We start from the raw sequence: 24,176 nt of genomic DNA on the forward strand, positions 1-24,176 counted from the left end.
TTCGTCACTACGACGAAGCCCCAACCCTCCTTAATTCACAACCTCAAATCTGTGCCATAGGTGCTGACGGCGGACACCCAGTTGGTACTCCGCCGCAGCTTCCCTATTCAGCGAGTCGCGCGTGCGTGCTGACTCATGTCAGCCGGCGATCGATTCTGCCCGAGCAGGGTTGGTCGTGATTTGCGGCCGTCCACATGATCATCTGATCTGGGTCAGTTTCACTCCGCAGTGCGGCGCTATCCTCCCGGGGACCTCAGCAAGCGCGCATGCGGCCGAGGCAGGCACGAACCGCGGCGGCATCGGCACCGCCGCCCGCGGCGCATTGGCAGGATGACGATAATGGCCATCGAAATCGGGATCGACGAGACCAAGAGGAAAGAGGTGGCGGGGGGATTGGCACGCCTCTTGGCCGACACCTACACACTTTATTTGACGACCCACAACTTCCACTGGAACGTCACAGGCCCAATGTTCAACAGCCTGCACGCGATGTTCATGGTGCAATATACCGAGCTGTGGAACGCGGTTGATCCGATCGCCGAAAGAATTCGCTCTCTTGGTGAGCCGGCGCCTGGGTCCTATGGGCAGTTCGCGAGCCTGAGCTCGCTCGCCGACGCCCCTGAAACTCCGCCCAAGGCCGAGGCCATGATCAAGATCCTGGTCGAGGGACACGAGGTCACCGCCAGAACGGCACGCAGCCTTTTTCCCGTAGCCGACGCCGCCGGCGATCAGGCAACCGCTGACCTGGTGACGCAGCGCGTCGCGGTTCATGAAAAGACAGCATGGATGCTTCGCGCGCTCCTCGACGCGTGAGCCGGCGCTGCTGGTTGCCGACGCAGGCGTGAGGAAGGCAGGGGATCTCCTCTGACCTATGTCAGCGTCCGCCTTGCTCAGGCTGCTTACCGTTTTCTTGCTGCGACCAGCGGCTGTCGGTCGCTTTATCAATCGAAAGGAGCAGGTTGATGAAAACAGGGTTGCTTCATGTGGCCGAGGACCGCGGCGGGGAAGCGCGGCTCGACGCCGCGATCCAGCTGGCCAAGGCGTTCGGCCTTCATCTGACCGGCACGCAGGCTGCGCCGCTCTCGGCCTATGCGATGGCGGATCCCTTTGGCGGGGTTTATCCGTCGCTGAAGCTCTTCACCGAGCATGAGAAGCGCCAGGATGCCACGCGGGCGTCGATCGAAGAGAGACTGCGTGACGACGGCGTTTCGTTCGGCTGGGTGCGCGGAGCAGGCTCTCCGGCGGTCGTATTGCTGGACCAGTCCAGGCTGAATGATCTGATCATCCTCAGCCATCTCGAGAGCGACGAAGGCGGCTGGGACGCCGAACTGGATCTTGTCGGCGACGTCGCAGTGCATTCCCGAGCTCCGATCCTGTCCGTGCCCTATGACAACGGGACGCTGAGCCTCGATGGCACCGCACTTGTGGCGTGGAATGCGTCATTCGAGGCAGCGCAGGCGCTGCGCTTCTCGGTCCCCTTCCTGAGCCGGGCAAGTCGTGTTCAGATCGTCACGATTGGAGACGACGCGCCTGAGTTCCCTGCCTCTGGCGCCGCTGCGTACCTGTCGCATCATGGCATCCAGTCCGAACTGCTTCCGGTGGCGCTAGGTGATCTCAGTGTCGGAGAGGAACTGCTGAACGTGGCGATCGACACGCAGTCGAACTTCGTTGTTCTTGGCGCTTACGGCCATTCGCGCATCCGCGAACGAATCCTGGGTGGCGTGACGCGCGAGATGCTTCTGCGGTGCCCGAAGCCGCTGTTACTTGCTCATTGAGAAGGGGAGAACGATCGATGCGAGGCATCATCGTGGCGGCGCTGTGCGTTGCTCTCGCTGGATGCGGAACGCAGAAGGCAGATCAGCCGGACGGTGGTCAGACTGCTCAGAGCGACTCAATCAACAACTACCAGCAGGCGGTGATCAATCTGAACGACGCGTCGAGGAGGGCCGTGCTCTTCCGCGCGATCCGAGATGCAGGTCTGGCGTGCCAGAACGTCATCCAGGCAGAGCGGCTGCCGGACGAGAAGGAGGGGCCGGTTTGGCGCGCGCAGTGCGAGGACAAGTCGTACCACCTCGTCATCGTTCGAGCCGACGGGACGGCCTATGTGGTCAGCCGAACTCGGTGACCCCATCTGATAACCCCTGTGTCGAACCAATTCCGACGGTGGCGGTGTGAAGCAGCTGATCGCGTTCGATCTCGACGGCACCCTGGCCGAAAGCAAAGCCCCGCTCGACGACGAGGTAGCCGGGCTTCTGGCCACGCTCCTCTCCTTTGCCCAGGTGGCGGTGATATCCGGGGGCGACTGGCCTCAGTTCAAGAAGCAGGTGGTCGATCGTCTGCCTGCCCAGTCCGATTTGAGTCGGCTCTGGATAGTGCCCACTGCCGGCGCGAAGCTGTTCCGCTTCACCCGAGACTGGGAGCAGGTCTATTCCGAGGCAATCACGCCTAGCGAAAAGGCCGATATCCTGGACGCTCTGGAACGGGCGATACAGGTGGCCGGGCTCAATCGCGAGCCGGCGTGGGGACCCCGGATCGAGGATCGCGGAACCCAGATCACCTATTCGGGTATCGGGCAGAAGGCGCCGCTGGAGGCGAAGGAGGCCTGGGATCCGGATCGCCGCAAGCGCCTGCAGCTGCAGGACATGCTCCGACAATCATTGCCTGACTGGTCGATCAATATCGGAGGGACCACCTCGATCGATATCACCCGGGCAGGGATCGACAAGGCGTTCGGGCTGCGCAAACTCGCGGAGGTTAGCGGCGTCGCGTTCAAGGACATGATCTTCCTCGGCGACTCGATATTTCCGGGAGGTAATGACTATCCCGCCGTCACAGTCGGCGTCGACACAGTTGCCGTTCGCGACGTCCAGGAGACGAAGAGCATCCTTCATGCTCTCACCCTGTGGCTTGAGGCATGATCTCGCCATTGGACCTGCCGCGAAGTTGCTTGCCGATGGCGGAAGCTTCGGATCGAGAACCAGGCGGGGTGTTTATGACAACAAGATTGGTCATCTCATCTTCAACCATACGCAACGGCAGTCGATGAGGGACCGACACAGGGACTGAACAGAATGGCCGATCCGTACCAGACCTTGAACGTGCCGCGCGATGCGGACGAGGCGGCGATCAAGAAGGCTTATCGAAAGCTCGCCAAGGAATATCACCCGGACCGCAACGCGGATAAGCCGGGAGCGGCGGAGCGCTTCTCCGCGATTACGGCCGCCTATGACCTGCTCACCGACAAGGAGAAGCGCGCGCGCTACGATCGCGGCGAGATCGATGAGGATGGCAATCCGAAGGCGCCCTACGGCTTCTCCGATTTCAACGGCGCCGGTCCTTTTGCGCGCCGCGGCGGCTTCCGCGCCGGGGCCGATGGAGGCACGACGACCTTCGAGTTCACCGGGGACGAAGCCGATTTCGCCAGCATCTTCGGCGACATGTTTGGCCGAGCAGAGGCCGCTGGAGGCGGCCGTCGACGGTCTTACCGTCCCCGGGGAGCGGACGTCGCCTACCGCCTGAACATTAGCTTCGAAGATGCAGCGGCGCTGCGTCCGCAGCACATCGAGCTCGGAAGGGGAAAGGCAGTCGACCTGAAGCTGCCCGCCGGCTTTGAGTCCGGGACTCAGGTGCGCCTGCGCGGTCAGGGGGAGGAGGGCCCCGGCGGAGCCGGTGACGCAATCGTGATACTCGAGATCGAGCCACACCGCTTCTTCACAAGGGAAGGAGACGATGTGCGAGTGGAGTTGCCGGTGCGCTGGGATGAAGCCGTGCTCGGCGCCAAGGTGCGGGTACCGACCGTTGATGGCCCAGTGCTGCTGACCGTCCCCAAAGGCTCGAGTTCGGGGCGCACGCTACGGATCAAGGGCAAGGGCTTTCATCGCGCGGACGGCAGCCGTGGCAACCAGCTGGTACGCCTGATGGTCCACTTGCCGTCCGGCGACGCCGAGCTCGAGGAGCTCGCACGCACCTGGGCAAAGCACCACGACGAGAACCCGCGCGCTTCGATGGGAGTGTAAGGGCTCGCGGTGCCGGGAGCTCCTGCGAGTGGCGACCCTGAAGCGGTGGCGCGGAAGGGTCAGTCAGTTGACGGCGGCGGCGCGGTCCAGTCCGCGATCTCCATAGCGTGGGCCTCAACCCAGCGATCAAGCTCACGCACGACACTGCTGAGCGAGAAGCCCAGCGGTGTGAGCGAATATTCCACGCGCGGCGGGACTTCCGGATAGCTCCGGCGCGCTACCAGGCCATGGGCCTCAAGCCGTCGAAGCGCCTGGATCAGCATCTTTTCTGAGACGCCGCCAATACGTCGGCGCAACTCGGCCGTGCGGTACGTGCGCTCGCTGAGCGCGTGGATGACGAGCAGCGTCCACTTCTCCGCAAGGATGCCCAGTACCTTCCTCGCCGGACAGTCGGCCAGGAAGACGTCACATTGCAGGTCTCGAAACGGATCAACTTTCTCCATTACTTACCCATGGGTGTGTACTTCCTATCGGGTAGTTAGAGCTGCATCTCAGGCCGCGCAAGGCGCCGGGCCGGGGAATCATGGCTCGGCGCAGCAAGATCAGAAAGGAGGTTGAGGTGAAGTCGGTATTATTGATCGGTGCCGTTCTTTTCGCGGCGCTCGCACCCGTGCAAGCCCCGGCACAGCAGGCGGCTGCAACCGCAATAAAGCCCCCGGCGGTGCAGGCGCCCGGTTACTATCGAGTAGCGCTCGGTGACTATAAGATCACCGTCCTTACCGACGGTACCACACCGGTTCCGTTCGGAGACCTGCTCCATGGCGCCTCCAGGGAAAGTCTGGCGGACGCCTTCCGCAAAGCGGGCGAGTCGCTTGATCGAGAGACGTCGATCAACAGCTTCCTGATTGACACCGGTGAGCGTCGCATCCTGATCGAGGCAGGGGCGGGGCGCCTCTTTGGTGACTGCTGCGGTCGTCTTCCGGCAACGCTAATGGCGGCCGGATATGCGCCAGAAACAATCGATGCCGTGCTGCTGACCCACGTGCATGGCGACCACTCGGGCGGTCTGACCGTGGACGGCCGCCGCGTCTTCCCGAATGCATACATCTATCTGGCGAAGCGGGAGCTTGATTACTGGCTGAACGATGAGGCCAGAGCACGCGCTAAACCCAGCCACCAGAAGATGTTCGAGGAGGGCCGGGCGGCACTTGCACCCTATCGCGCGGCGGGTCGCATCCGCACCTTCACCGCGCCATCGACGCTATTGCCAGGGATCCGTGTCATCGCCGCTCCGGGCCACACGCCCGGCCACAGCTTCTACGAGATCGAGAGCCGGGGACATCGGATGCGGGTAATCGGCGACATCATCCATGCAGCCGAGGTACAGCTACCCAGGCCCGACATTACGGTCGACTACGATGCCGACGAGGCTTTGGCGGCGAAGACGAGAGCGTCCGCGCTTGCGGAGCTCGCCAGGACGCATGAGCTGGTCGCCGCGCCCCACATCTCCTTCCCTGGGCTGGGGCATGTCGTTCGGAGCGGCACCGGCTATTTCTGGATGGCGATCCCATACTCCGCTGAAGTTCGACAGGTTGGACAATGGGGGAGCCTAAGCGTTCCTGCCGTGACCCCCTGGCTTTTCGACACCAAGGTCGGGGCGGGGGTTTGAACGTCGTTCAGCCCGCTCGATTGCTCGGGTAAGCTCGCCTCCGATCGCAATTGGTACACCGCTCTGTCGAGGGCAGGCCGCACTGCTGGTAGCACGACTGATCCAGGTCAGGACTCACCGGCCCGATACTCTCCATCGTCGGCGTTCGATTTTCTCATGGAGGCTGGCATGGCGAAAGCAATCGGCATCGATCTCGGCACCACCAATTCCTGCGTCGCCGTGATGGAGGGCAAGGAGCCCAAGGTTATCGAAAATGCCGAGGGGGCGCGGACAACCCCCTCGATGGTGGCCTTTCGCCCTGACGGAGAGGTGCTGGTCGGGGCCGCGGCGAAGCGCCAGGCCGTCACCAATCCGGAGCAGACGCTGTTCGCGATCAAGCGTTTGATCGGCCGCAGATACGACGATCCCATCGTCCAGAAGGACAAGGGCATGGTGCCCTACAAGATCGTCCCCGGCGCTAACGGTGACGCATGGGTCGAAGTGAACGGCAAGAAGTCCAGCCCTAGCGAGATTTCCGCCCACATCCTGCGCAAGATGAAGGAGACGGCCGAAAAATACCTGGGTGAGCCGGTCACCGAGGCCGTCATCACGGTGCCCGCCTATTTCAACGATGCGCAGCGCCAGGCGACCAAGGATGCAGGCACCATTGCCGGTCTCGAGGTTCTGCGCATCATCAACGAGCCGACCGCTGCGGCGCTGGCCTACGGCCTCGAGAAGAAGAAGACCGGCACGATCGCCGTCTATGATCTCGGCGGCGGCACCTTCGACGTCTCCGTTCTGGAGCTCGGCGACGGTGTTTTCGAGGTCAAGTCGACGAACGGAGACACGTTCCTCGGCGGCGAGGACTTCGACAAGAGGATAATCGACTTCCTCGCCGATGAGTTCAAGAAGGAGCAGGGGATCGACCTGCGTCAGGACCGGCTTGCCCTGCAGCGACTGAAGGAAGCCGCTGAGAAGGCGAAGATCGAACTCAGCTCGGCATCGCAGACGAGCGTGAACCTGCCGTTCATCACCGCCGACCAATCCGGCCCGAAGCATCTCGACATCCGTCTCACCCGCGCGAAGCTCGAAGCGCTGGTCGATGATCTCATCTCCCGGACTGTCGGCCCCTGCAAGGCTGCACTCGAGGATGCCGGCCTGAAGGCCGATCAGCTCGACGAAGTCGTGCTGGTCGGCGGCATGACGCGGATGCCGAAGGTCGTCGAGGCGGTGAAGTCCATCTTCGGACGGGAGCCACACCAAGGCGTCAATCCTGACGAGGTCGTGGCGCTGGGCGCAGCGATCCAGGCGGGCGTGCTGAAGGGGCAAGTCGAGGACGTGCTTTTGCTCGACGTCACGCCGCTGTCGTTAGGCATCGAGACGCTTGGCGGCGTGATGACCAAGCTGATCGATCGCAACACGACCATCCCCACCAAGAAGAGCCAGACCTTCTCGACAGCCGAGGACAACCAGCCCGCCGTGACCATCCGCGTCTTCCAGGGAGAGCGGGAGATGGCCGAGGACAACAAGCTGCTCGGCCAGTTTAACCTCGAGAACATCGCGCCGGCGCCGCGTGGCGAGCCGCAGATCGAGGTGACATTCGACATCGACGCGAATGGTATCGTGAACGTCTCTGCCACAGACAAGGGCACCGGGCGCGAACAGAAGATCACCATTCAGTCGTCGGGCGGCCTGAGCGACGAGGACATCAAGCGGGCGGTCAGAGACGCCGAGGAGCACGCCAGCGAGGACAGGAAGCGCCGCGAGCTGGCGGAGACGCGGAACCAGTCCGATGCGCTGATTTTCCTATCCGAGAAAACCCTGTCGGATGCCGGTGACCGGGTAGCCGCTGCCGATCGGGAGGCAGTGGAACAAGCCGTCTCGAAGCTGAAGACGGCCATGGAGGGTGAGCAGATCGAGGAGATCCGCAAGAGAAGTGAGGACCTGCAGGCCGCCACCCAGCAGGTCGTCAGTGCTCAGCGTGCTGAGAGCGGCAGCGCATCCGCTGCGGACGATGGAATCGTGGACGCCGAGTTCGAGGAGGCGGACGACACGAAGAAATGAGGGCCGCTGCGCGCTGGCCCCCATTGGTCAGAGGGGCGCCTGCCCCCCCCGGAAGCATGAAGGCTGGGCAAGATGAACCAAGACGACACTGCTGATGAAAGGGAGGCGGCGCCTTCCCAAGGCGCGAGCGGCGAGGACGCCGGGCCGGACCGCGCAGTTCCTGCATCGGAGGTCGAGGAACTGCGGGAGCGGCTCCTACGCGCACTGGCTGATGCCGAAAACGCCAGAAAGCGGGCCGATCGCGCACGCGCCGAGGGTCGAGAAACCGGCATCTCGGATCTAGCCGAGATGATCGTTCCAGCGCTCGATAGCCTTGATCTGGCGATCGAGGCGGCATCTCGAACGGAGGGGGCGCAACCAAGCCTCGATTCCCTGCTCGACGGGCTCAGGGCGACGAGCAGGGCGTTCGTGGATGGTTTGGCAAAGGCGGGGGTGGAACGGATCTCCCCACAGAAGGGGGAGGCGTTCGACCCGAACAGACATGATGCGATCGCCTCGCGATCCGAGACCGAGACCGCTGAGGGGCTGGTGCTTGAGACCCTGCAGCGGGGATATAAAGTCGGAAGCAGGCTCATCCGCCCCGCACGCGTCGTGATATCTTCAGCAGGCTGAGCGGGAGGGCGGATCCGATGCATCGGGACGCCATCGCCCCTCATTCTTCCGGTGCAGCGGAACCGGCCTGATATGCAGCGAGGGCAGGTATGGCCGGTCGGGTTGCTCTGGTGGCTTGCCGCGCTAGCGAGCGTGGCCGGCATCTCGGCCGGGCAGGCAAGGCCCTCGCCCGCGACAACCGACGCTCGGCTCCCGGTCTACGACGTTCGCGAGGTCGTGAGCGGAGATCAAACCGCCTTTGAAGTCGCGATCCTTGCCCCTCCTCGTTGGGGCGATCGCTCGGTGAGAAGCCGCCTGCTGCGGAAAGCCGCCCAGGTCGCAGCCGGCCGCGGAGCACACTGCTTTGCCATCGAACGTGCACAACTGAACCGCAATGTATCGTACGTGCCGCTTCGATCCGGTCACATGACGATCTCGACGAGTGGGAGCGCAGCGGAGTGGCGGCGCTACTGGCGGCTCTACAGGAATGTGCTCGCCTCGCCGGGTATCCATTTCGGCCTCGGCACAGTTTCGCGCATCGGGAACCGTGTCGTCGAGGGGCGCCTGTTGATCCGCCTCTGTCAACCGGGCGCCGAGACACCGCGACATGCTTTCGAAGTCCAGAAAATACTGTCGAGCATTCGAGCTTCCGAGCCGGCTGGAAGCCCTTGATGGCCTGATCCTCTCCTTGCGACCTGGCCAAGCGACGGGTCCCGCAGATCACGTCGGCGGAGGTAGACGAATGGCCGTAGTCGTTCTCATGATTGAGCATCTCGGCGAGGTGTTCTGGTCGACGCATCACAGCCACGCGACTGCCTGGTCCTTTCTCCTGTCTTACGTCAACGATGCCTGGACGCAGCAATTCCCCGACAAGCCTCCGCCACAGGATGAGGAGGAGCGGGTCGAGATGTTCTTTGCCGGGGATGGGAACGAGTATGTTATTGCTGAAGCTGGCGTCGAGCTGAAGCCCACTGTGCATTAGGTCGTAAGGTTATGAGCGGGGCCAACCCTTAAGCCCACCTGTCCGCCTTCGATCCTCGGCTGCCGCGTTGAGGCGGTGCCCCAAGCCGATGCCCACTCTCGGAAGAGGTCGACTTGATGAGATTGTGGCTTGGCCAGAGTTCGCTCTTGCCAGGTCCGAGCGGTGATACCGACCGATTGCGCGTCGAAGCCAGATCCGGCGCTTATGCTCGTTGCCGACGATCACGCATCCGTTCGATCCCGCACCTGCCCGAAATCACGGATCAGCGAGGAACGGGAAACGGCTGGCGGGCAAAGCATCGCCAGTAGTTCGGCCAGGTCGATCGATGCGAAGCTCACCGAACTGTCCGCGACCCCGTAGGGCATGATCAGCCGGCCGGCGTGCGCCAGTGCCCCGCAGGTATAGACGACGTTGGGAACATAGCCCTCCCGAGCTTCATCGGAAGGCGACAGTAGCGGCACCGCCGTTCGTCCGATGATGCAGGATGGGTCCTCTCGATCGAGCAACAGTGCGCCGATTGAATATTTGCGCATTGCGCCGACGCCGTGGGTAAGTACGAGCCAGCCCTCCTCGAGCTCGATGGGCGCCCCGCAGTTGCCGATTTGGATGAGTTCCCAGGCATATTCAGGACGGGCGAGAAGTTCACCGCGCTCCCATCGATACAGGTCTGGCGAACGCAGCAGGTAGAGGCTCTCGCCATCTTGCCGGCCGACCATCAGATAATCGCCATCGAACTTGCGTGGGAATAGGGCCATGCCCTTGTTGCGCGCGGCACTCCCTTGCAAAACCCGCAACTCGAAAGTCTCGAAGTCGCGGGTCAGCAGTATCTCCGAAGCGATCGCAGCGCCGCTGTAGGCGGTGTAGGTGCCGTAATAGGCGCGCTTCCCATCGTCATCCTCGAACCTGACGAGACGCAGATCCTCCAGGCCGTTGCGTTGGGCCGGCGTGAACGGGAACAGGACCATTTCGTCGAGACGGTTGCTGCAGTCATGCCGGCGAAAGACAACACTGCCGTCCGGCTGGCTCTCAGCCTTGGCGGCGACCGCAAGATCGGGCTCCGGATCAAGCTCGATAGTGCCGTCGGCACGAACGATCCCTTGTCGAAAGGTCACAGAGGAAATGTGCCCCTCGCCCACGGCCCGCAGCGACAGGATGAATCGAAGCGCCCCCTCGGTCAGCCCCATCTGGTCGGGGTGCGGAACGATGCTCGGGTTCATGACCGCCGCGGCGCCGAAGGAGTATTCGTGGCAAAAATAGGCGCCGATGAGTTGGCGCTGAGCGCGGTCCAATGGATCAGCCAGGCCGATCTCGGACGCCACCTGATCGTACCGCTCCTCGAACACCCGGCGTATCTCGCGATGGCGGCTTTCGAAATCCGCGAGCACAAGGGCGAGCTCGGCTTGGGTCGTGCGGCCGTCCATGGCGCGCACCGCGGCAATGATCCGCCGCACTCGATCATTATTGACCGGGTTGATGTCCCGCGGCTCCGGAGCGAGATGAAGGGGCCGTACGACGACCCGATCTGGGTTCGGCAGCAGCCGCAGGCTGGATTGGATCAGCGGCATGCAACGCCTCCGGAAGCAGCGGCTCGCGCCTTGCCTCTCTCTGAACCCTCGGCAGCGCTGCCGATACGCGCAATCGCTAGAGCCGCGAACTGATAGGCAAGGATGGACTCCGCACCCTGGTTCAGGTTCACGCGGTCTACCTGCAATCCGTCGTAGCAACCGCCATCGGGGCTGGCGATGCGCGCTCCCAGGTCATTGGTGCTCAGGTACCAGGCGAAAGCCGCTTCGGCATGCGCTCGCCAACGCTGGTCGCCGTCTTGCTCAAATGCGAGGGCGCACGCGTCGATTGTTGCCCAGGCTTCAAGTGGCTGCTGGTCGAAGGCGCGGGGGGCCTGGTACTCCGCCCCGAAGCTTTGGGTCCCTACGGGTCGGAAGTGACCTTCGGATGCGGTCTGCAGCCGTCGTAGCCAGTCGAGCGCCTCCAGCGCCTCGCGGCGCATGTCACCATCATCAAGAACATCGCTCGCCAGCAGCAACGCCTCGGGGAGGCGGGCATTGTCATAGGCGAGCACCGGTTCGAACCACGTCCAACCGCTTCTCCTTTCTGCGCGGAGCAGGCTGAGCAGCTCTCCCGCGAATGTCTCCAGCTGGAGCCTTGCGGGCCGAAGTCCGGGATAGACGCGAAGATGAGCGGCAAGGCCGAGTATGGCGAACGCTCGGGCTCGCGGGCTCGTGAGATAACCAGTGGCCGGGATCACCTTGTCGGCAAGCGCCGTAGCCCAAAGCTTGAGACCGTGATTGCGGGTTAGCTCCGCCGTGCGCCCGATCGCCCACAGCGCCCGGCCAAAGCTGTCCTGCGAGCCCTCGCGCTCGAGCCATTGCCGATCGAAGCCCATGAAGTTGCGGAACCGCTTGGAGTGCTCGTCCCAGGCGAGATCGACGAAGGAGGCGTAGGTAGATGCGAGCATGATAGCGCGTTTGCTGTCTATCCCCTCCGCCTCGAACATTGCGGCAAGCATCAGGGCTCGAGCGTTGTCGTCGAGGCAATAGCCATGTCGCCGGTCGGGCACCGTGGACCGGCTGTGCTGGAGCATGCCACAGCCATCGCTCATTCGGGCGACGGCATTGAGAGTGGACTTGGGCGACATTGCCTTGGAGGGGTTGAGCTGTACCAGATCCTGCTTGGAACTGGCTTCGACACGTGCCCGTTGGAAGAGGGTCGTGTAACGCTCCGCGACCACCGGCCAGATCATCTCCCGGCCGGCTTGGTAGGCGTTTCGACGCAGCTCGTCGCAGAGGCTCCGGTCGGAAAGGACGGCGCCGACCGCCTCGGCGAGCGGCTCGGGTGACGCGAACGGCACGAGCTGCCCGCGGCGGTCGGCGAGCAGCTCCTTCGCATGCCAGTAGGGCGTCGAAATTACCGCCTTGCCGAGGCCCACGGCGTAGGCCAGCGTGCCACTCGTAATCTGCGCCTCGGAAAGATAGGGCGTCACATAGATATCGCAGGCTGACAGCCACGCTTGTAGGGTTGGTGCGTCGACATACTCGTTCACGAACCGGACGTGGCTCGAAAGACCGAGACTCTGAACGCGAGCTTCCAACCGCTCGCGATAGCGTTCTCCTTCGCGGGCCACCAGATGAGGGTGCGTTGCCCCCAGGACGACGTAGACGAGATCGGGGTGGTCCTTAACGAGACGAGAGAGCCCATCGATCATGACCTCGATGCCCTTGTTCGGCGAGAGCAGGCCGAAGGTCAGGATGACCCGGTGGCCATCGAGGCCGAAGCGGTGCTTGTGGAACGCGGGGTCAAGGAATGGCACGTCAGGGATTCCGTGCGGGATCACGGAGATCTTGCTGTCCGCTACCCCCATGTCGCGCTCGAGGATGGTTCTTCCCATTTCTGTCATAGCGACAAGGCGCGACGACCGCTCGACGAGCGCTTGCATAACCCGTTGCTGAGCACGGTCTGGCCGCGTCAGGATCGTGTGGAGCGTTGTCACGATCGGCGCCCGAAGCTTCTCGAGCATCGGCAGGAGATAGCCGCCGGCATCCCCGCCGAAGATGCCAAACTCGTGTTGGACGCACACCACGTCGGGATTGAGCGCGTTGAGATGATCCGCCGCGGCCAGGTACGCAGCGGGATCGTCCTGCGCGATCTCGTAGCCGACCTCCGAGGGATAGAGGTGCCGCATGCCCGGATCGTTCATGGCGACCGTCAACAGACTGGCGTCAGGCGCGATTTGAACCAGCGCGCTGCGCAGGTCGGCCGTGAAGGTCGCGATGCCGCAGCGGCGCGGTGGGAAGTTGCCGATCAGGGCGATGTGGCGGACCGGCGGGGTCAGGGCATAGCCACTCATCAAGCTCTCCTTCTAAGACGTCTTCAGGGTCAGGGGGTGCCGCGTCGTCTCCAGGTCAGGAGGCGGGCGCTGCCGCCGACAGCGCCGCAGCCGGTGAGGGCGCTGGCGGCTCGGTCGCCTCAGCTGCCAAGCGTACTAGCCGGCGCACTTCCTGAGCACGCTCGCGGGGTATCACCAGGATCACGTCCTCCGTCGCAACGATGACAAGATCCGATATGCCCAAGGCCGCGACGCGGGGGCCATCGCTCCGGATCAGGCAGCCCTGGCTGTCGAGGGCGAGCACATCGCCGTGGAAGGCATTGTCGCTATCGTCCCGAGTTTCGACCTCGTGGAGCGCGTCCCAGCTCCCGATGTCGGACCAGCCCACATCGACAGGCACGACCGCCATGCGCGATGCGCGCTCCATGACCAGGTAATCGATCGATTGCGCTTCGATGGCGGCAAAGGTCGCACGATCGGGGATCACCCGACCTGCCTCGCGATGGCCAGTGGACAGCGCCTTGCGGACCGAACCCAAGAGCGTGGGGGCTTGGATCGAGAGCTCCTCGAGGAGGCGGTCGGAGCGCAGGAGAAATATTCCAGCGTTCCACAAATAACTGCCTTCGGCGAGCATGCGCTCGGCGCGGGCGGCTTCGGGCTTTTCGACGAACCGGTTCACCCGGCATATCGGGCCGGAGAGCGAGTCTCCCATGTGAATGTAGCCGTAGCCGATTGCCGGGCGGTCGGGCGTGATACCGAACGTCACTACCAGCCGTCTTCGGCTAATGAAAGCGCACGATGAACGGCCTTGCCGAACGCTTCAACGTTCCTGATCACATGATCGCTTGGCATGACCAGCAGCAGGGTGTCCTCCTCCACACTCTCGAGCGCAGCCATCGCAAGGGCGGGGGCGGTGTTGCGCCCAATGGGCTCGAGGAGCAGTCGCGAGGGAGCGCAGCCCACCGCACTCAACTCGGCGATAACGCGCCTCTCATGCTCCTGGCTTGCGACAATGATCGGAGCGGCTGCATGCCGGATGCTCCTGGCCCGAAGAACTGTTTGTTGCAGAAGGCTCTTTTCGCCGGCCAAGGGCAGAAACTGCTTAGGCGTCTGTTCGGTCGAAAGTGGCCACAGCCTTGTCCCAGAGCCACCGGACAGGATGACGGGGATCAACTGCATGGGATCTCGCCCCTCTTTCGCTAAGTCCCTGGGGAGAGCAGCGCTTTCCCAAGAGGGACATCGGTCCGAATCCTTTCGGCGGCGGGCGATCGAGATGGCCGCATCCGCTGCCAAGGCGACGTTACGATTAGAATCGGGGTGGTTGCCTCGCCCTGCGCTAGATCAGTCGGGGGAGGAGAGTGCGAGAAGCCAAAGCCTGGGGCCGGATCAGCCGTTTCTTACTTCGCCCGTTACGTGGCTCAGCCTTGTCGGCGCCCGCTGCCCCGCTCGATGCGCGGCGATCAGCTCCTGCTCTCGCTCCTGGATCCAGGGTGGAAGAACTGCTCCGCGGTCGAGGAACAAGCTCGCGCGTTCGAGCCACGGATGACCGGTATTGTGAAGCTCGTTCATCGAGTCCGCGCCGTGAAGCATGGGACCGAACCGCACAGCTTCGACACTTCCGCTCGCAAGCCTCTCGTCGAACGATTGATCGACGCGCTGCAGAAAACGAGCGAGATCCTCCATGTCGGCAGGATCCGGGAAAGCCGGCTCCACGGCGCGATCGGGCAAGTAGCGCAGTACCGGCGGCCACTGAGAGATGTCGTCCCACCAAAGCGGCGGCATCGGAATGCCATCCGATCGGGCGGAGCGGGGGTGCTTGGTCATTTCGCCAACCGGGAGGTCCACGAGCTCGTAGAACTCCGTCGTCGTCCAGGCATGATGGTCGTCACCCCAGAAGCCGCCCCATCCCGCAACGTTTGGGTTTTCGAAGACCTCCGCGGCGCAGAATGCTCCCAGCCACACCCGGGACGCGATCCCCAGGCGGCCGAGCAGCCGCTGAACCGCGATACTGGTCTGCACGCACTTGGTGGGGTAAGTCTCGGCGTAGTGGATCCGCGCAACTTCGTCGACGGTCCCGGCAACGAGCCGGCGCAGGAAGGGCGTCGTGCGTTTTCCCGCACGGGACTTGGCGACCTGCAATTCTATGAAGCGTTGCTTGATCATCTCAAGCTGGAGTGGTCGCGGAAACGCGAGCGTCATTCACGAGGACGTTTGGGGCGATCGGACTCAAGCTCTTTTGTCCATCCTCGGATCGTAGATCCATTTGCGCACCTTTCGGGCCGCAATCCTTCCGGCATCGCGATGCCCCGGATTGATCAGGACGTTCAGCTCTTCCGGGATGACCACCGAAGGGACCATCAGAAGCGCAGATCGGCCACTATTGGCCCAGTCGGTCCCGAAGGTCGTGCTCACCAGGCCCGCCGGCTCCGCATCCCAGCCTACGGGCAGCGACGAAGCCGCCGTGCTCTCTGCGGCCGCCCATAGATCGTCCGGAACCTCGATTTCGACAAGATACCGATTGAGCGGCAAACCGCCAGCATTCAGATGGACGAGAGTTTCGAGGCAGGCGAGGGCACGCGTGGGGGAGGAATAGACGACAGCGACCCCCACATCATTCCAGCGGCCGCCGGTAAGCTTGGCGCCCGTGCCCGTCATGTCGTCGGCCGTGTAGGTCTTGGTATCCGTGGCAATCCGAAACAGCCGCTGGCTCACGCATAGGCTCCGCTCTGGATCTGAGCGAGCGCACGCGACACGAGAGCTTGGCCCTCCATCGTATCCAGAAAATCGATCGGCTTGGCGCCTTTGAGCGCAGGCAGCGGCTCGCGCAGCCAGCGGGATAGCCAGGTGGGCGCATCGAAATCCTCACCCGCTCCGGACTCTTCGACCATTGCTTCCAGCTGGCCGACGAGCTTCGCGAGACCCACGACGCGCTCGCTCTCCTCGACGGACAGAACCTCGTCTCGAGCGGCCTTTCGGTTGACGGTCGCGGTCTTGAGGCTGAGCGCATCGAACATGACGTTCTGGTCCAGGTGGAGCTCGGTGATGAGAATCTTGACCTTGCGCGCAGAAACGCCGGCCTTGATGAACTCGATGCGCTCCACGGGTGCGGCCCGAAAGAGGTCGACATAGGGAAATGAGGGCGGGAACGCCGGGTCGGCTTTCCTCTGAGCGGCGGATGCGTGGGCCACGGAAATGCTCCTTTGAGCAGTTATATGGCTCATCTGAGCAGAGCTTGCAAGGTGGGTTGGTCGATCGCACCCAACCTTATTTACGCTGCTGGACACGCTTGATCGGCAGCGAGGCGGTGCTTGCGCGGCCGCAGGCGTGGGCCGAGTTATCCCGAGGCGAGCATCGCCCGCAGTTTGAACAGGCGCTCCTCCAGCTCGAGCCACGATCGCCCCGGGACACGCGCTCCGCTCAGGAACTCCTCCAGCAGCGCGATCTCGCGGTCACGATCATGATGCGTGCGACAAAGCCGTGCGGCCACCAGCCAGTCCCAGGGCGCGCGGTCGCGCCGCGCTTTCGCCAGTAGCGGCGCCAGTTCGTCCTCCGGAACGGTGCCGGTCTTTTGGGCGCGAGGTTTGCCGACCGGGATCTTCGGCGCCTTCCGTTCGCCTGCCAGGATAGCGCCAGCCTCCGCGCGCCGCCTGAGCACGGGATGGTTCGGCGTTACGCTATCGGGGTAGCGGCCGAAATACTCGTCGACACTCTCTACGATCTCTCCGAAGCGGCCAAGCTTGCGCAGGACCAGCGTCAAACGATCCAGAGCTGCGATGTCACCTTGAGCAGAGACACCAATCTCACGTCTCAAGTCAGCGACAAGGCCTGTCTCGTAGGTGATCGCGCTGTATTCGTGCATCTGCGCGATTGCCTCGCGATACCGCGCGACCGCCCGTTCCGGATCGCTGATCTCCAGCGGCCGCGTTGCCGAGATGAAGCTGGTTGTCGCATCCCGCAGCTTGTGAAAGCGGTCGAGCGCCGCATAGTCGAATTGACGTCCCGGGTTGACCCAATTGATAAGGGTCTTGCCGTGGCGTACGATCAGTTCGCCTTCGAGTTCGAGGGCGTACCCCTCGTCCATATCCTCGGCGACGATCACGACTTCGTACGCACAGCCACACCGGCTCCGGACGAAGTGGTGCCATTGCGCATCGCGGTCCGTCGACCAGGCCCGAGAGCCTGATCCCTTGCCGATATAGAAGGGGATCCGGTCGGGCCCGAGATGCGCATAGACGTAGCAGCGCTTCGGTGTGCGGCGGTCGCCGAGCACGCGGAATGGTTGCAGTTCAACCTGTTCGAAGCGCTCGCTCATGGTCGGCCGCCGGCAAGTAGATGCTTCGCCAGGTGCAGCAAGATGTCGGCGGTGGCCGCGGCGGCTCCTGCCGCCTGAGCCCAGGTCACGGCGCGAATGGAATTCTTGATGACCTCGTCGACGGCGAGGTCCGCCTTCTTGCCGAGCCACACCATGATCTTGGCTCCCCATCGCTCGAAGCGGCGGCCGAGCGTCGCAAGCTCGAGTGCATCGGGCGCAGGATCAGCAAGCGCCGCCCGTGCCTCGACGATCGTCGCCCTGACGGTCTCCCGATCCTCATCGGAGTAGGGTGGAATGCCCACCTCGTCGGGGGGAGCATTGTGCCCGAGCTGTGCTGGAACCCTGGGAAGTTCGGCGATGATGGCTTCCAGTGCGTCCAGCCGTTCGAGCGCGGACGCCGTGAGCTGCGCCGCGTTGGCGTCGCTAAGCCCGCCATCCTCATCCTCGGGATGCTCGTAATAGTCGCCCGAGGAGGAGGGGGCCCACTCCGTGGTGCCATCGCTTTCGATCGCCTTGACGGCGGACAGGATCAGCTCCTCATCGTGCTCCTCTTGGAAGGCGCCGTACAGCACGTCACTTGCCTCGAACGGTCCGCCCCACGGATAGATGTAGCTGTCGGTCTCGTTGTCGCGCGGGGTTTGCACCTGCGGGTCTTCGAACTGCTCGTGGAACCAGGCGACCATCGTTTCGACGGCTGCTTCCCGGGCCGCCTTTCGCTCCTCTTCCTCGCGGCGTTTCTCCTCGACGGTGGCCCAATAATGAGCCTCCTCCTCCTCGTCAGCGCGTCGCCGCTCCTCGTCTGTCCACTCGCGAGCCATGGCAAATGGATAGCGGGCCCGCCTGCGTCCGTCCAAGCTTCTAAGCTCTCGCGTCGGGACGGCGCTACGCATCACCCATTTGCTGGCGGTCCTGCTTGGCGATGGCGATCAAGCGGATCCCTTCCGAGACGAGCCACTCGAACCGCTCGCGCGCAGTGCCCGGAGCGAGATCGAAACGCTCCTCGTGCCGGGCAAGAGCGAGCTCTTTGGCCCTTGGCATAGGAAATTGGCGGGCGAAGATCGTCACCGAAGCCTGCGCGTCCGAGGCCTCGTTGAAGTGCGCCCAATAATCTTTGGCCGCACTCCGCCACGTAGCGCTCGCCGCCACTGCTTCAGCGAGCGCCGCACGGTCGACCTGGTGGCGGGCGTGGGGCGTGGGTTCGCCGATCAGGGCTCGCAAGTCGGCGGGGCGCAACGCGTCTTCGCCAATCCCCGGCACGACCTTGCCCGCTTCCACGACGACCGATCGGCAGTCCTGGCACACTGAATAGGACCGATGTGCGTCGAAGATCAGGGGTATGTCATGGGCTCGCCGGCGCCACGCCAGGTTATCGGGGTTCGCCTCGACGCAGAAGTCCCGCAGCTGCTGGATCCGGGCACCGAACTTGCCGGTGTTGCCCCGCCTGGTGACCTCGAACTTGCTCCGCTCGCAGATGCCACAGATCCAATCCTCCCCGGCGCCCAGCCACGGGCGAGAGGTCGCATTGGCGGCGCAAACGGCGGCGAAGTCGGCGGCACTCGGCGCCACCACCCGCCGGTTCTGCCCCTTGCTCTTGGCCACGGAATGCCCGTCACTGGCGCGCGATCGGGCCCAGAGCGCTTCCTCCATCTCGGAGAGCCCGGAGCGGGGACTGCTCCTTTCCGAGGCCATGCGATATAGCATGGTGGCATTTGTGGAGGAATCCACCTGACCGGTGCCGTGGGCCTCACGATCGTGCCGACCGGCGTTCACGCGCTCGGCGAACATCCGCGCGAAGGAAGCCCGGTCGCGAAAAACGGGTTCGGCTGCTTGCCAGGCACTGCTTGCGGCGTTGGCGTCGAGTTCGTGCCGCTCGTTGGCGCGCACTCGGATGAAGCGGCTGATCTCGTCGGGCGAGAAGCTGAACCATCTGTCGATATCCGGCGCGAGCGCCGCCTTCATGTCCGCGTCGGCGTTGTTGCAATCCTCGCAGACCAGCGTGGCCGCAAACCGCTCGACCAACGGAAAGACGAGGGTATGCGCCACCTGTCGCCTAGCCCGCTCGTCGTCGCTGCCGTCCAGTTCCTTGACCGGGCGCAGCAGCGTCTTGGCGAAATCTCCGAGGTGATCATGATGCCACACGAGCTTGCACAGGAGGACCCCATCGGCGGTCACCCGCGCGATAGACGCTTTCGCACGCTGACAGCACGGACATTCCCACCCCTGCCATGTCGACGCCCAGTGGCTGTTCAGATCGAGCTTTGACGCCTGCAGCTTCTGCATCAAAGACCGCGTGAGGTGGCTCCAACGCCCGTCCACCACACGCGTAAGGATGTGTCCAGCGACCTGATCGTCATCCATGGCGGCGAAGTTCGGGATGTCGATCGTGATACGCTCTTGCACGGCCCAGCAGCTCCTTCTTCCTCAGCCGTTCCTAGAGGAACCGGTCGCCAGCGTGGTCGCGAAACCGATCGGCCGAGCGGACATATTCGGAGAGGATCTGGACCGTCTTGTGCCGGCTCACTTCCTGCATCTTGAAGATGGTCGCGCCCTGGCTGGCTGCCTCGGTCAGGAACCCCGCGCGCAGTGAATGACCCGAAAACTTACTTGCGTCATAGCCGGCGGCGGCGGCGCAGTGCTTGACGAGCCGGGCGACCGCCTTGTCAGACATCGGGAACGTGGTGAGCTGGTCGCCGCGGGTCAGCCGCCGAAACAGCGGCATGGCGGCTCCCTCAGTCGGGGTCCTCTGGACGTCGACCTCAAGGGCACGCACCGCAGCGATCCAGTCGAGCAACAAGGCTTTCGGGCGGATCCGCGAGCCTTCCGGGACCGCGATCGTCGCGCCTTCTCCTGCCTGGTCGGTCTTCGTCGCGCCTAGATACAGCTCCAGGCCGCGTTCGAGGACGCCGACGCTGTCCATCGTCAGCGCTACCAGCTCGGAGCGTCGCAGCGCCGCGGCCATGCCGAGCGCGAGGAGCGCGCGGTCGCGGGTGGCGCGCAGGCCATCGCCCTTGATCTCGGCTAGCATGTTGCGCAGCGCGGAGGCGTCGGCGGCGTCCTTCCTGGTCTTCCTGACCTTCTTGTCATTGCGAATGCCGGCGAGCGCCTCGCGCAAGCCCCCGGCTTCGGGGTGCGCGCCGGGCGCCGGATAGTTGCTTGCGCGGTGATAGTGGCCGATGGCTGCAACCCGCCGCTCGACGGTGCTCGCCTTGGCGCCGGCATGGGCCTGGTTGGCGACGAACGCGGCGATCTGCTCGGGGTGGGCCGGCATCGGCTGGAGCCCGCGCGAGCTGCACCATGCTTGGTAGATCTTCCAGTCGGACGCATAGGCGCGGTGCGTCGCCGCGGCGCGCGCCGCTTTCTTATAGGCAGCCGCGCGCTCTAGGTCCTCATGCAGGACCGCGAGCATGCCGCTGGCGGCGACGAGCGCGGGAAGCGCGGGGGTCGACCCGGCTTCATCGCTCATTTCGCCGTTCTCCTCGTCCGCCACCATGCCCTCAACCACGCTGCGGAGTCGTTCTGCCACTGTAGGTTTTCCTGAAACGGTGGACGGAACTGCCTGTGCATGGCGCGCCCTAAAGCAGTAGACGTTTGCCTGAAACAGTGGACGATCAGCTTCCCGGTTAGGCCGATCCTAGTTTCCCCCCGCGTTGAGAAACATCGGAAAGAAGCTTTTCTGGCGTTTGAGCTTCAGCACGTCTCCGACACCGATAGCGTTCGCGCTGCGGCGCTCGCCGCCCCCAGGCGTAATGACCTGGACATCAGGGTTCTCGATTATCGCCTGATGCACATCATCGGTGTGGGCTGGCGTCGCGTGGTATATGCCCTCGTAGAAATCCCCCACTTCGATGACATCGCCGGACTCTGAGATCAGGCGCGGAATATCGACGAGCAGCTGGTTGCGGGCCTCTTCGCGACCGGAGAGATCGAAGAGGTACAGCGCGCCACCATCGTGGCTCGGATCGTAGGACAGCATGTTGAGCCCAGACCGACCGAAGTGCGCTTGGGTGGTGCTGTTCTGATGGAGCACATTGTTATATACTTTTCGGGCGCGGTAGATGTTCGCGAAGTGGATCAGCCAATAGCGCCATCCACCCGGATTATTGATGGAGAATGGACTTACGAACGGCGCGCAGGTCCGGAACGTCTCAAACACAAGCCGCTCCGCGGCGCCAAGCCACAGGTTCTTGCTCATCGCCCCTTCGAGCTGCTCGAGATCGGTAGCTTCGATCCCGAACGGACGAAGTTGGGCGGCAAGCTGCACCGGGTCCGATTTCTGCAGGAAGGAGAGCAGCGCTTCGATAGCGAACGTGTAGAAGATCTCGACAGAAGGATTCGACCGCATGATGTCGAGAAGGGTGGTACGCTCGACGTGGCTATGGCCGCATTGGTCGAGGTTGAAGATAAGGTTGCGATAGCGTCCCTGTGCGAGCAGCTTCTTGATCGTGGGGTATGCCGTCTCGAAGCTCTCGGTCAGATATTCGACGCGGAGATGAAGCCGGGGCACGTTGTCTGCGATCTCGGCCTGAAGCGGCGCAACGTTGGCGCGCAGGCTGTCGATCGCTGCCGGGCTCTGGTCGTTGAGCACGAGCAAGCACTCCATTGACACAAGGCCGAAGCCCTGTGCCGCGCGCATCGTGTTGATGGTGTCGATTGCACGCTGCGACTCCTCAATGAAGATGAGCGGCGAACCTGGCGTGCCGCAGGTGTACCGGCCACCGCCCGCGAAACCATCGACGATCGCCAGCCGGAATTGGGTCTGCTGAGGGAGCTGACAGCGAACGCCAAGATACTGCGCGAAATACTCGCGGAGGATCTTATGCTTGCGTCGGGAGTGTTCCTCGAGCGCTGCCCCGCTCGCCCAACTATAGGTTTCTCGGCCATGCAATCCTGTCGCTTTCGGGCTGATCATAAAGCGGTTATGAAACCGCTGGGCATTTCATCCCAAGTCTGACCACGGTACTCGCGCCCGTTCGCCTTCTTTGACCGCTTCTTGTTGTCCTTGCCCCAAGTACCCCATTGTTTGAAGAAGAAGGCTGTCTCGTAGGCGATGCACTGATCATGGATCTCATCCACCCAAGCCTCGCGGATCGGTCGCGCTGAACGGCCACTTTCACCGCCCACGATCGCCCAATCGATCCCTGTCAGATCGATCGCGCCGACCGGCCCGATCAGCGGCTCGAACGAGATGAAGCGGATGGCTGCCGGCACCGCGCGAAGGTGGTCGACGCGCTCCACAACCTCGGCATCCTCGATACTGGTGCCCAGCCAGACATTGGGCAGCACCTCACCGATCAGTCGGCTGACCACCGCTGCCATGCGCTCAGGGCGCTTGGTGAGAATCTGATAGTGATGGCGGGGCGTCTCGCGCATGACGTGCCATACCGCCTGGATAAAGGCGTCGCTGACCTCTTCATGGAACAGGTCGCTCATTGAATTGACGAAGATCTTACGCGGTTTTCTCCAACGGTATGGGATCGCCAGGGCGGCCTGATCTTCGCGCACGACACCCTGCCATATAGTTCGCCGGCCGCTGCGCCGTGTGAGTCCGGCGTATTTACCGACGCCCATCGCTTCAAGACGCCGTGCCATGTCCATCGCATAGCAATGACTGCAGCCGGCGCTCACGATCGAGCAGCCGGCGACCGGGTTCCAAGTCGCGTCAGTCCATTCAATCTCGGTTTCAGCCATGCTCCACCGGTCCTACGCGCGTCGCAGCTGGTGTACTATATCGAGAACGGACAGAGAACAGGAAGGATGGGCGGAGCCGATGCAGCCTTGGCAACCGTGCTATCTCATCTGAATCGTGAACCACACCAACTTCGTGTCGGTTGAGGCGCATTAGCGCGTGCTGTTCGATCACATACGCCCCTTCTGCATCGCCATCGACCGGACCGTACCCAGAAGCACGAATGTGCAACTACTCCGCAAGCGGCCGCACATTGGTGATGGTGATGCCAACGTCCGCGCTCGCCAGCGGGCCATCGGTCGTGAACATCTCCGCCTGCAGGTCGATCGCCAAGGCAAGGCACGCTCGGTCACCAAGCGAGAGGCCAAGCGCCTTCGTCGACGGCCGGAGGTCGCCTACTATCAGTGCCTGGGCAGGAGAGAGCGGCCGGACGTCGAGGTGAAGCCCGCCAAGCGCCTCACGCACCTCGTCGAGCGGCAATCCTCGGTCTCGAAGCTTGGAGACGACCTCGGCGAGGTTGGTCGTTCCGATGATGCTACGGGTCAGGACGTCCGCTACCCGATCCGCCCCGGGCTCGTCATTCAGCAGGCAGAGCAGGGCGGGGGCGTCGAGGACGACCTTGCTACTCACGCTCCGCCTCGCGCCGGCGCTCCGCAATCAGCTCGTCAGCCAAGCCGACGCCTTCGGGCACATACCTGCGCAGGATCGCGCGAGCACGTTCAAGCGCTCTAGGTACTGATCGTACCCGCAACTCGCCATCGTCCACATCGACGAGAACGGTGTCACCCGTGGCGATCCCGAGCTCCCGGCGCATAGCCGCCGGGATAACGAGCTTACCACCATCCACGATCTTGACCCTCTGTGCTTCCATCTGCACTGAACTCGCTTGGCTGACCCGATCACCAAAATGTACCGCATGACGTCGCTGATGCATAGCACGAAGGAGGGCACTCCTACGCTCTTGGTGATCAGTGCTCGTTCATGTCCGTGCCCAGTAGCTACTTAGGCCTGGTTTGTTGAGCTAGGCTCGACAGGATCGGCGCTTGCTATTCCGAGCCGGTTGCCGCAGCACTGGCTCACATGGGTGTACCCAACG

25 protein-coding genes are annotated in these 24,176 nt (G+C 63.4%); 9 read left to right on the forward strand and 16 right to left on the reverse strand.

The window, feature by feature from the left end; translation table 11 throughout:
* The first annotated feature begins 339 nt into the window (after positions 1–339).
* The 5 genes from ACH0CP_RS16945 to ACH0CP_RS16965 all read left to right on the forward strand — a co-directional run bounded on the left by ACH0CP_RS16945 (position 340) and on the right by ACH0CP_RS16965 (position 4,016).
* Positions 340–813 (forward strand): Dps family protein, encoded by a 474-nt coding sequence (locus ACH0CP_RS16945; protein ID WP_182926576.1) that lies wholly within the window; start codon positions 340–342, stop codon positions 811–813.
* Positions 814–962: 149 nt separating this feature from the next.
* Positions 963–1,775, forward strand: coding sequence for a universal stress protein (locus tag ACH0CP_RS16950; protein WP_182926578.1), 813 nt, complete (start codon positions 963–965; stop codon positions 1,773–1,775).
* A 17-nt stretch (positions 1,776–1,792) separates the two neighbouring features.
* Positions 1,793–2,125: a hypothetical protein gene (locus ACH0CP_RS16955; RefSeq protein WP_406889292.1), complete on the forward strand. Its 333-nt coding sequence runs from the start codon at positions 1,793–1,795 to the stop codon at positions 2,123–2,125.
* Between the two features lie 46 nt (positions 2,126–2,171).
* Complete coding sequence (locus tag ACH0CP_RS16960) at positions 2,172–2,918, forward strand: HAD-IIB family hydrolase (protein ID WP_406889291.1); 747 nt, start codon at positions 2,172–2,174, stop codon at positions 2,916–2,918.
* A 153-nt stretch (positions 2,919–3,071) separates the two neighbouring features.
* Positions 3,072–4,016 (forward strand): DnaJ C-terminal domain-containing protein, encoded by a 945-nt coding sequence (locus tag ACH0CP_RS16965; RefSeq protein WP_099230972.1) that lies wholly within the window; start codon positions 3,072–3,074, stop codon positions 4,014–4,016.
* Positions 4,017–4,075: 59 nt separating this feature from the next.
* On the opposite strand, the gene ACH0CP_RS16970 is transcribed toward ACH0CP_RS16965, so the two are convergent.
* Positions 4,076–4,459: a helix-turn-helix domain-containing protein gene (locus ACH0CP_RS16970; protein ID WP_272695384.1), complete on the reverse strand. Its 384-nt coding sequence runs from the start codon at positions 4,457–4,459 to the stop codon at positions 4,076–4,078.
* Positions 4,460–4,575: 116 nt separating this feature from the next.
* Here ACH0CP_RS16970 and ACH0CP_RS16975 point away from each other — a divergent pair, with 116 nt between their 5' ends.
* From ACH0CP_RS16975 to ACH0CP_RS16990, 4 genes are all read left to right on the forward strand, one after another.
* Positions 4,576–5,625 (forward strand): MBL fold metallo-hydrolase, encoded by a 1,050-nt coding sequence (locus tag ACH0CP_RS16975; protein ID WP_406889287.1) that lies wholly within the window; start codon positions 4,576–4,578, stop codon positions 5,623–5,625.
* Positions 5,626–5,793: 168 nt separating this feature from the next.
* A complete protein-coding gene (gene dnaK / locus ACH0CP_RS16980) occupies positions 5,794–7,668 on the forward strand; it encodes a molecular chaperone DnaK (protein WP_406889284.1) in 1,875 nt (624 codons plus the stop codon).
* 72 nt (positions 7,669–7,740) lie between these two features.
* Complete coding sequence (locus ACH0CP_RS16985; RefSeq protein ID WP_406889282.1) at positions 7,741–8,280, forward strand: nucleotide exchange factor GrpE; 540 nt, start codon at positions 7,741–7,743, stop codon at positions 8,278–8,280.
* Positions 8,281–9,001: 721 nt separating this feature from the next.
* Positions 9,002–9,241, forward strand: a complete 240-nt coding sequence (locus ACH0CP_RS16990) for a hypothetical protein (protein WP_406889279.1) — start codon at positions 9,002–9,004, stop codon at positions 9,239–9,241.
* A 221-nt stretch (positions 9,242–9,462) separates the two neighbouring features.
* On the opposite strand, the gene ACH0CP_RS16995 is transcribed toward ACH0CP_RS16990, so the two are convergent.
* From ACH0CP_RS16995 to ACH0CP_RS17065, 15 genes are all read right to left on the reverse strand, one after another.
* Positions 9,463–10,806, reverse strand: a complete 1,344-nt coding sequence (locus tag ACH0CP_RS16995; protein WP_406889277.1) for a glycoside hydrolase family 130 protein — start codon at positions 10,804–10,806, stop codon at positions 9,463–9,465.
* On the reverse strand, positions 10,797–13,103 hold the full coding sequence (locus ACH0CP_RS17000; protein WP_406889274.1) for a glycosyltransferase family 4 protein: 2,307 nt from the start codon (positions 13,101–13,103) through the stop codon (positions 10,797–10,799). The genes ACH0CP_RS16995 and ACH0CP_RS17000 overlap by 10 nt, the downstream gene beginning before the upstream one ends.
* Positions 13,104–13,158: 55 nt before the next feature.
* Positions 13,159–13,848, reverse strand: a complete 690-nt coding sequence (locus tag ACH0CP_RS17005) for a mannose-1-phosphate guanylyltransferase (RefSeq protein WP_406889272.1) — start codon at positions 13,846–13,848, stop codon at positions 13,159–13,161.
* Positions 13,848–14,261: a sugar phosphate nucleotidyltransferase gene (locus ACH0CP_RS17010; protein WP_406889271.1), complete on the reverse strand. Its 414-nt coding sequence runs from the start codon at positions 14,259–14,261 to the stop codon at positions 13,848–13,850. The genes ACH0CP_RS17005 and ACH0CP_RS17010 overlap by 1 nt, the downstream gene beginning before the upstream one ends.
* A gap of 207 nt (positions 14,262–14,468) precedes the next feature.
* Positions 14,469–15,245: a hypothetical protein gene (locus tag ACH0CP_RS17015; protein ID WP_406889270.1), complete on the reverse strand. Its 777-nt coding sequence runs from the start codon at positions 15,243–15,245 to the stop codon at positions 14,469–14,471.
* A gap of 63 nt (positions 15,246–15,308) precedes the next feature.
* Entirely contained in the window at positions 15,309–15,794 is a 486-nt protein-coding gene (locus ACH0CP_RS17020) for an RES family NAD+ phosphorylase (RefSeq protein ID WP_406889268.1), read from the reverse strand.
* Positions 15,791–16,183: an antitoxin Xre/MbcA/ParS toxin-binding domain-containing protein gene (locus tag ACH0CP_RS17025; protein WP_406893931.1), complete on the reverse strand. Its 393-nt coding sequence runs from the start codon at positions 16,181–16,183 to the stop codon at positions 15,791–15,793. Before ACH0CP_RS17025 ends, ACH0CP_RS17020 begins: the two co-directional genes overlap by 4 nt.
* 233 nt (positions 16,184–16,416) lie before the next feature.
* Positions 16,417–17,394, reverse strand: a complete 978-nt coding sequence (locus ACH0CP_RS17030; RefSeq protein ID WP_406889266.1) for a hypothetical protein — start codon at positions 17,392–17,394, stop codon at positions 16,417–16,419.
* Positions 17,391–18,212: a hypothetical protein gene (locus ACH0CP_RS17035; RefSeq protein WP_406889265.1), complete on the reverse strand. Its 822-nt coding sequence runs from the start codon at positions 18,210–18,212 to the stop codon at positions 17,391–17,393. The genes ACH0CP_RS17030 and ACH0CP_RS17035 overlap by 4 nt, the downstream gene beginning before the upstream one ends.
* 64 nt (positions 18,213–18,276) lie before the next feature.
* On the reverse strand, positions 18,277–19,674 hold the full coding sequence (locus ACH0CP_RS17040; protein ID WP_406889264.1) for a hypothetical protein: 1,398 nt from the start codon (positions 19,672–19,674) through the stop codon (positions 18,277–18,279).
* 151 nt (positions 19,675–19,825) lie between these two features.
* A complete protein-coding gene (locus tag ACH0CP_RS17045; protein WP_406889262.1) occupies positions 19,826–20,884 on the reverse strand; it encodes a site-specific integrase in 1,059 nt (352 codons plus the stop codon).
* Between the two features lie 141 nt (positions 20,885–21,025).
* Positions 21,026–22,303, reverse strand: a complete 1,278-nt coding sequence (locus ACH0CP_RS17050; protein WP_406889260.1) for a three-Cys-motif partner protein TcmP — start codon at positions 22,301–22,303, stop codon at positions 21,026–21,028.
* Complete coding sequence (locus tag ACH0CP_RS17055; protein ID WP_085811331.1) at positions 22,300–23,082, reverse strand: DUF5131 family protein; 783 nt, start codon at positions 23,080–23,082, stop codon at positions 22,300–22,302. The genes ACH0CP_RS17050 and ACH0CP_RS17055 overlap by 4 nt, the downstream gene beginning before the upstream one ends.
* Positions 23,083–23,311: 229 nt before the next feature.
* Positions 23,312–23,710, reverse strand: coding sequence for a type II toxin-antitoxin system VapC family toxin (locus ACH0CP_RS17060; protein ID WP_144037345.1), 399 nt, complete (start codon positions 23,708–23,710; stop codon positions 23,312–23,314).
* On the reverse strand, positions 23,703–23,951 hold the full coding sequence (locus ACH0CP_RS17065; RefSeq protein WP_085811332.1) for an AbrB/MazE/SpoVT family DNA-binding domain-containing protein: 249 nt from the start codon (positions 23,949–23,951) through the stop codon (positions 23,703–23,705). The genes ACH0CP_RS17060 and ACH0CP_RS17065 overlap by 8 nt, the downstream gene beginning before the upstream one ends.
* Positions 23,952–24,176 lie beyond the last annotated feature (225 nt).

The organism is Sphingomonas sp. 179-I 2A4 NHS (assembly GCF_045369135.1).
Taxonomy (GTDB): domain Bacteria; phylum Pseudomonadota; class Alphaproteobacteria; order Sphingomonadales; family Sphingomonadaceae; genus Sphingomonas.

Bases quoted from the DNA above. Each gene is read 5' to 3' on its own strand.
- ACH0CP_RS16945 (WP_182926576.1), top strand. From the start codon at position 340: ATGGCCATCGAAATCGGGATCGACGAGACCAAGAGGAAAGAGGTGGCG.
- ACH0CP_RS16950 (WP_182926578.1), top strand. From the start codon at position 963: ATGAAAACAGGGTTGCTTCATGTGGCCGAGGACCGCGGCGGGGAAGCG.
- ACH0CP_RS16955 (WP_406889292.1), top strand. From the start codon at position 1,793: ATGCGAGGCATCATCGTGGCGGCGCTGTGCGTTGCTCTCGCTGGATGC.
- ACH0CP_RS16965 (WP_099230972.1), top strand. From the start codon at position 3,072: ATGGCCGATCCGTACCAGACCTTGAACGTGCCGCGCGATGCGGACGAG.
- ACH0CP_RS16970 (WP_272695384.1), bottom strand. From the start codon at position 4,459: ATGGAGAAAGTTGATCCGTTTCGAGACCTGCAATGTGACGTCTTCCTG.
- dnaK (WP_406889284.1), top strand. From the start codon at position 5,794: ATGGCGAAAGCAATCGGCATCGATCTCGGCACCACCAATTCCTGCGTC.
- ACH0CP_RS16985 (WP_406889282.1), top strand. From the start codon at position 7,741: ATGAACCAAGACGACACTGCTGATGAAAGGGAGGCGGCGCCTTCCCAA.
- ACH0CP_RS16990 (WP_406889279.1), top strand. From the start codon at position 9,002: ATGGCCGTAGTCGTTCTCATGATTGAGCATCTCGGCGAGGTGTTCTGG.
- ACH0CP_RS16995 (WP_406889277.1), bottom strand. From the start codon at position 10,806: ATGCCGCTGATCCAATCCAGCCTGCGGCTGCTGCCGAACCCAGATCGG.
- ACH0CP_RS17000 (WP_406889274.1), bottom strand. From the start codon at position 13,103: ATGAGTGGCTATGCCCTGACCCCGCCGGTCCGCCACATCGCCCTGATC.
- ACH0CP_RS17010 (WP_406889271.1), bottom strand. From the start codon at position 14,261: ATGCAGTTGATCCCCGTCATCCTGTCCGGTGGCTCTGGGACAAGGCTG.
- ACH0CP_RS17015 (WP_406889270.1), bottom strand. From the start codon at position 15,245: ATGATCAAGCAACGCTTCATAGAATTGCAGGTCGCCAAGTCCCGTGCG.
- ACH0CP_RS17030 (WP_406889266.1), bottom strand. From the start codon at position 17,394: ATGAGCGAGCGCTTCGAACAGGTTGAACTGCAACCATTCCGCGTGCTC.
- ACH0CP_RS17035 (WP_406889265.1), bottom strand. From the start codon at position 18,212: ATGGCTCGCGAGTGGACAGACGAGGAGCGGCGACGCGCTGACGAGGAG.
- ACH0CP_RS17040 (WP_406889264.1), bottom strand. From the start codon at position 19,674: ATGCAGAAGCTGCAGGCGTCAAAGCTCGATCTGAACAGCCACTGGGCG.
- ACH0CP_RS17045 (WP_406889262.1), bottom strand. From the start codon at position 20,884: ATGGTGGCGGACGAGGAGAACGGCGAAATGAGCGATGAAGCCGGGTCG.
- ACH0CP_RS17050 (WP_406889260.1), bottom strand. From the start codon at position 22,303: ATGATCAGCCCGAAAGCGACAGGATTGCATGGCCGAGAAACCTATAGT.
- ACH0CP_RS17055 (WP_085811331.1), bottom strand. From the start codon at position 23,082: ATGGCTGAAACCGAGATTGAATGGACTGACGCGACTTGGAACCCGGTC.
- ACH0CP_RS17065 (WP_085811332.1), bottom strand. From the start codon at position 23,951: ATGGAAGCACAGAGGGTCAAGATCGTGGATGGTGGTAAGCTCGTTATC.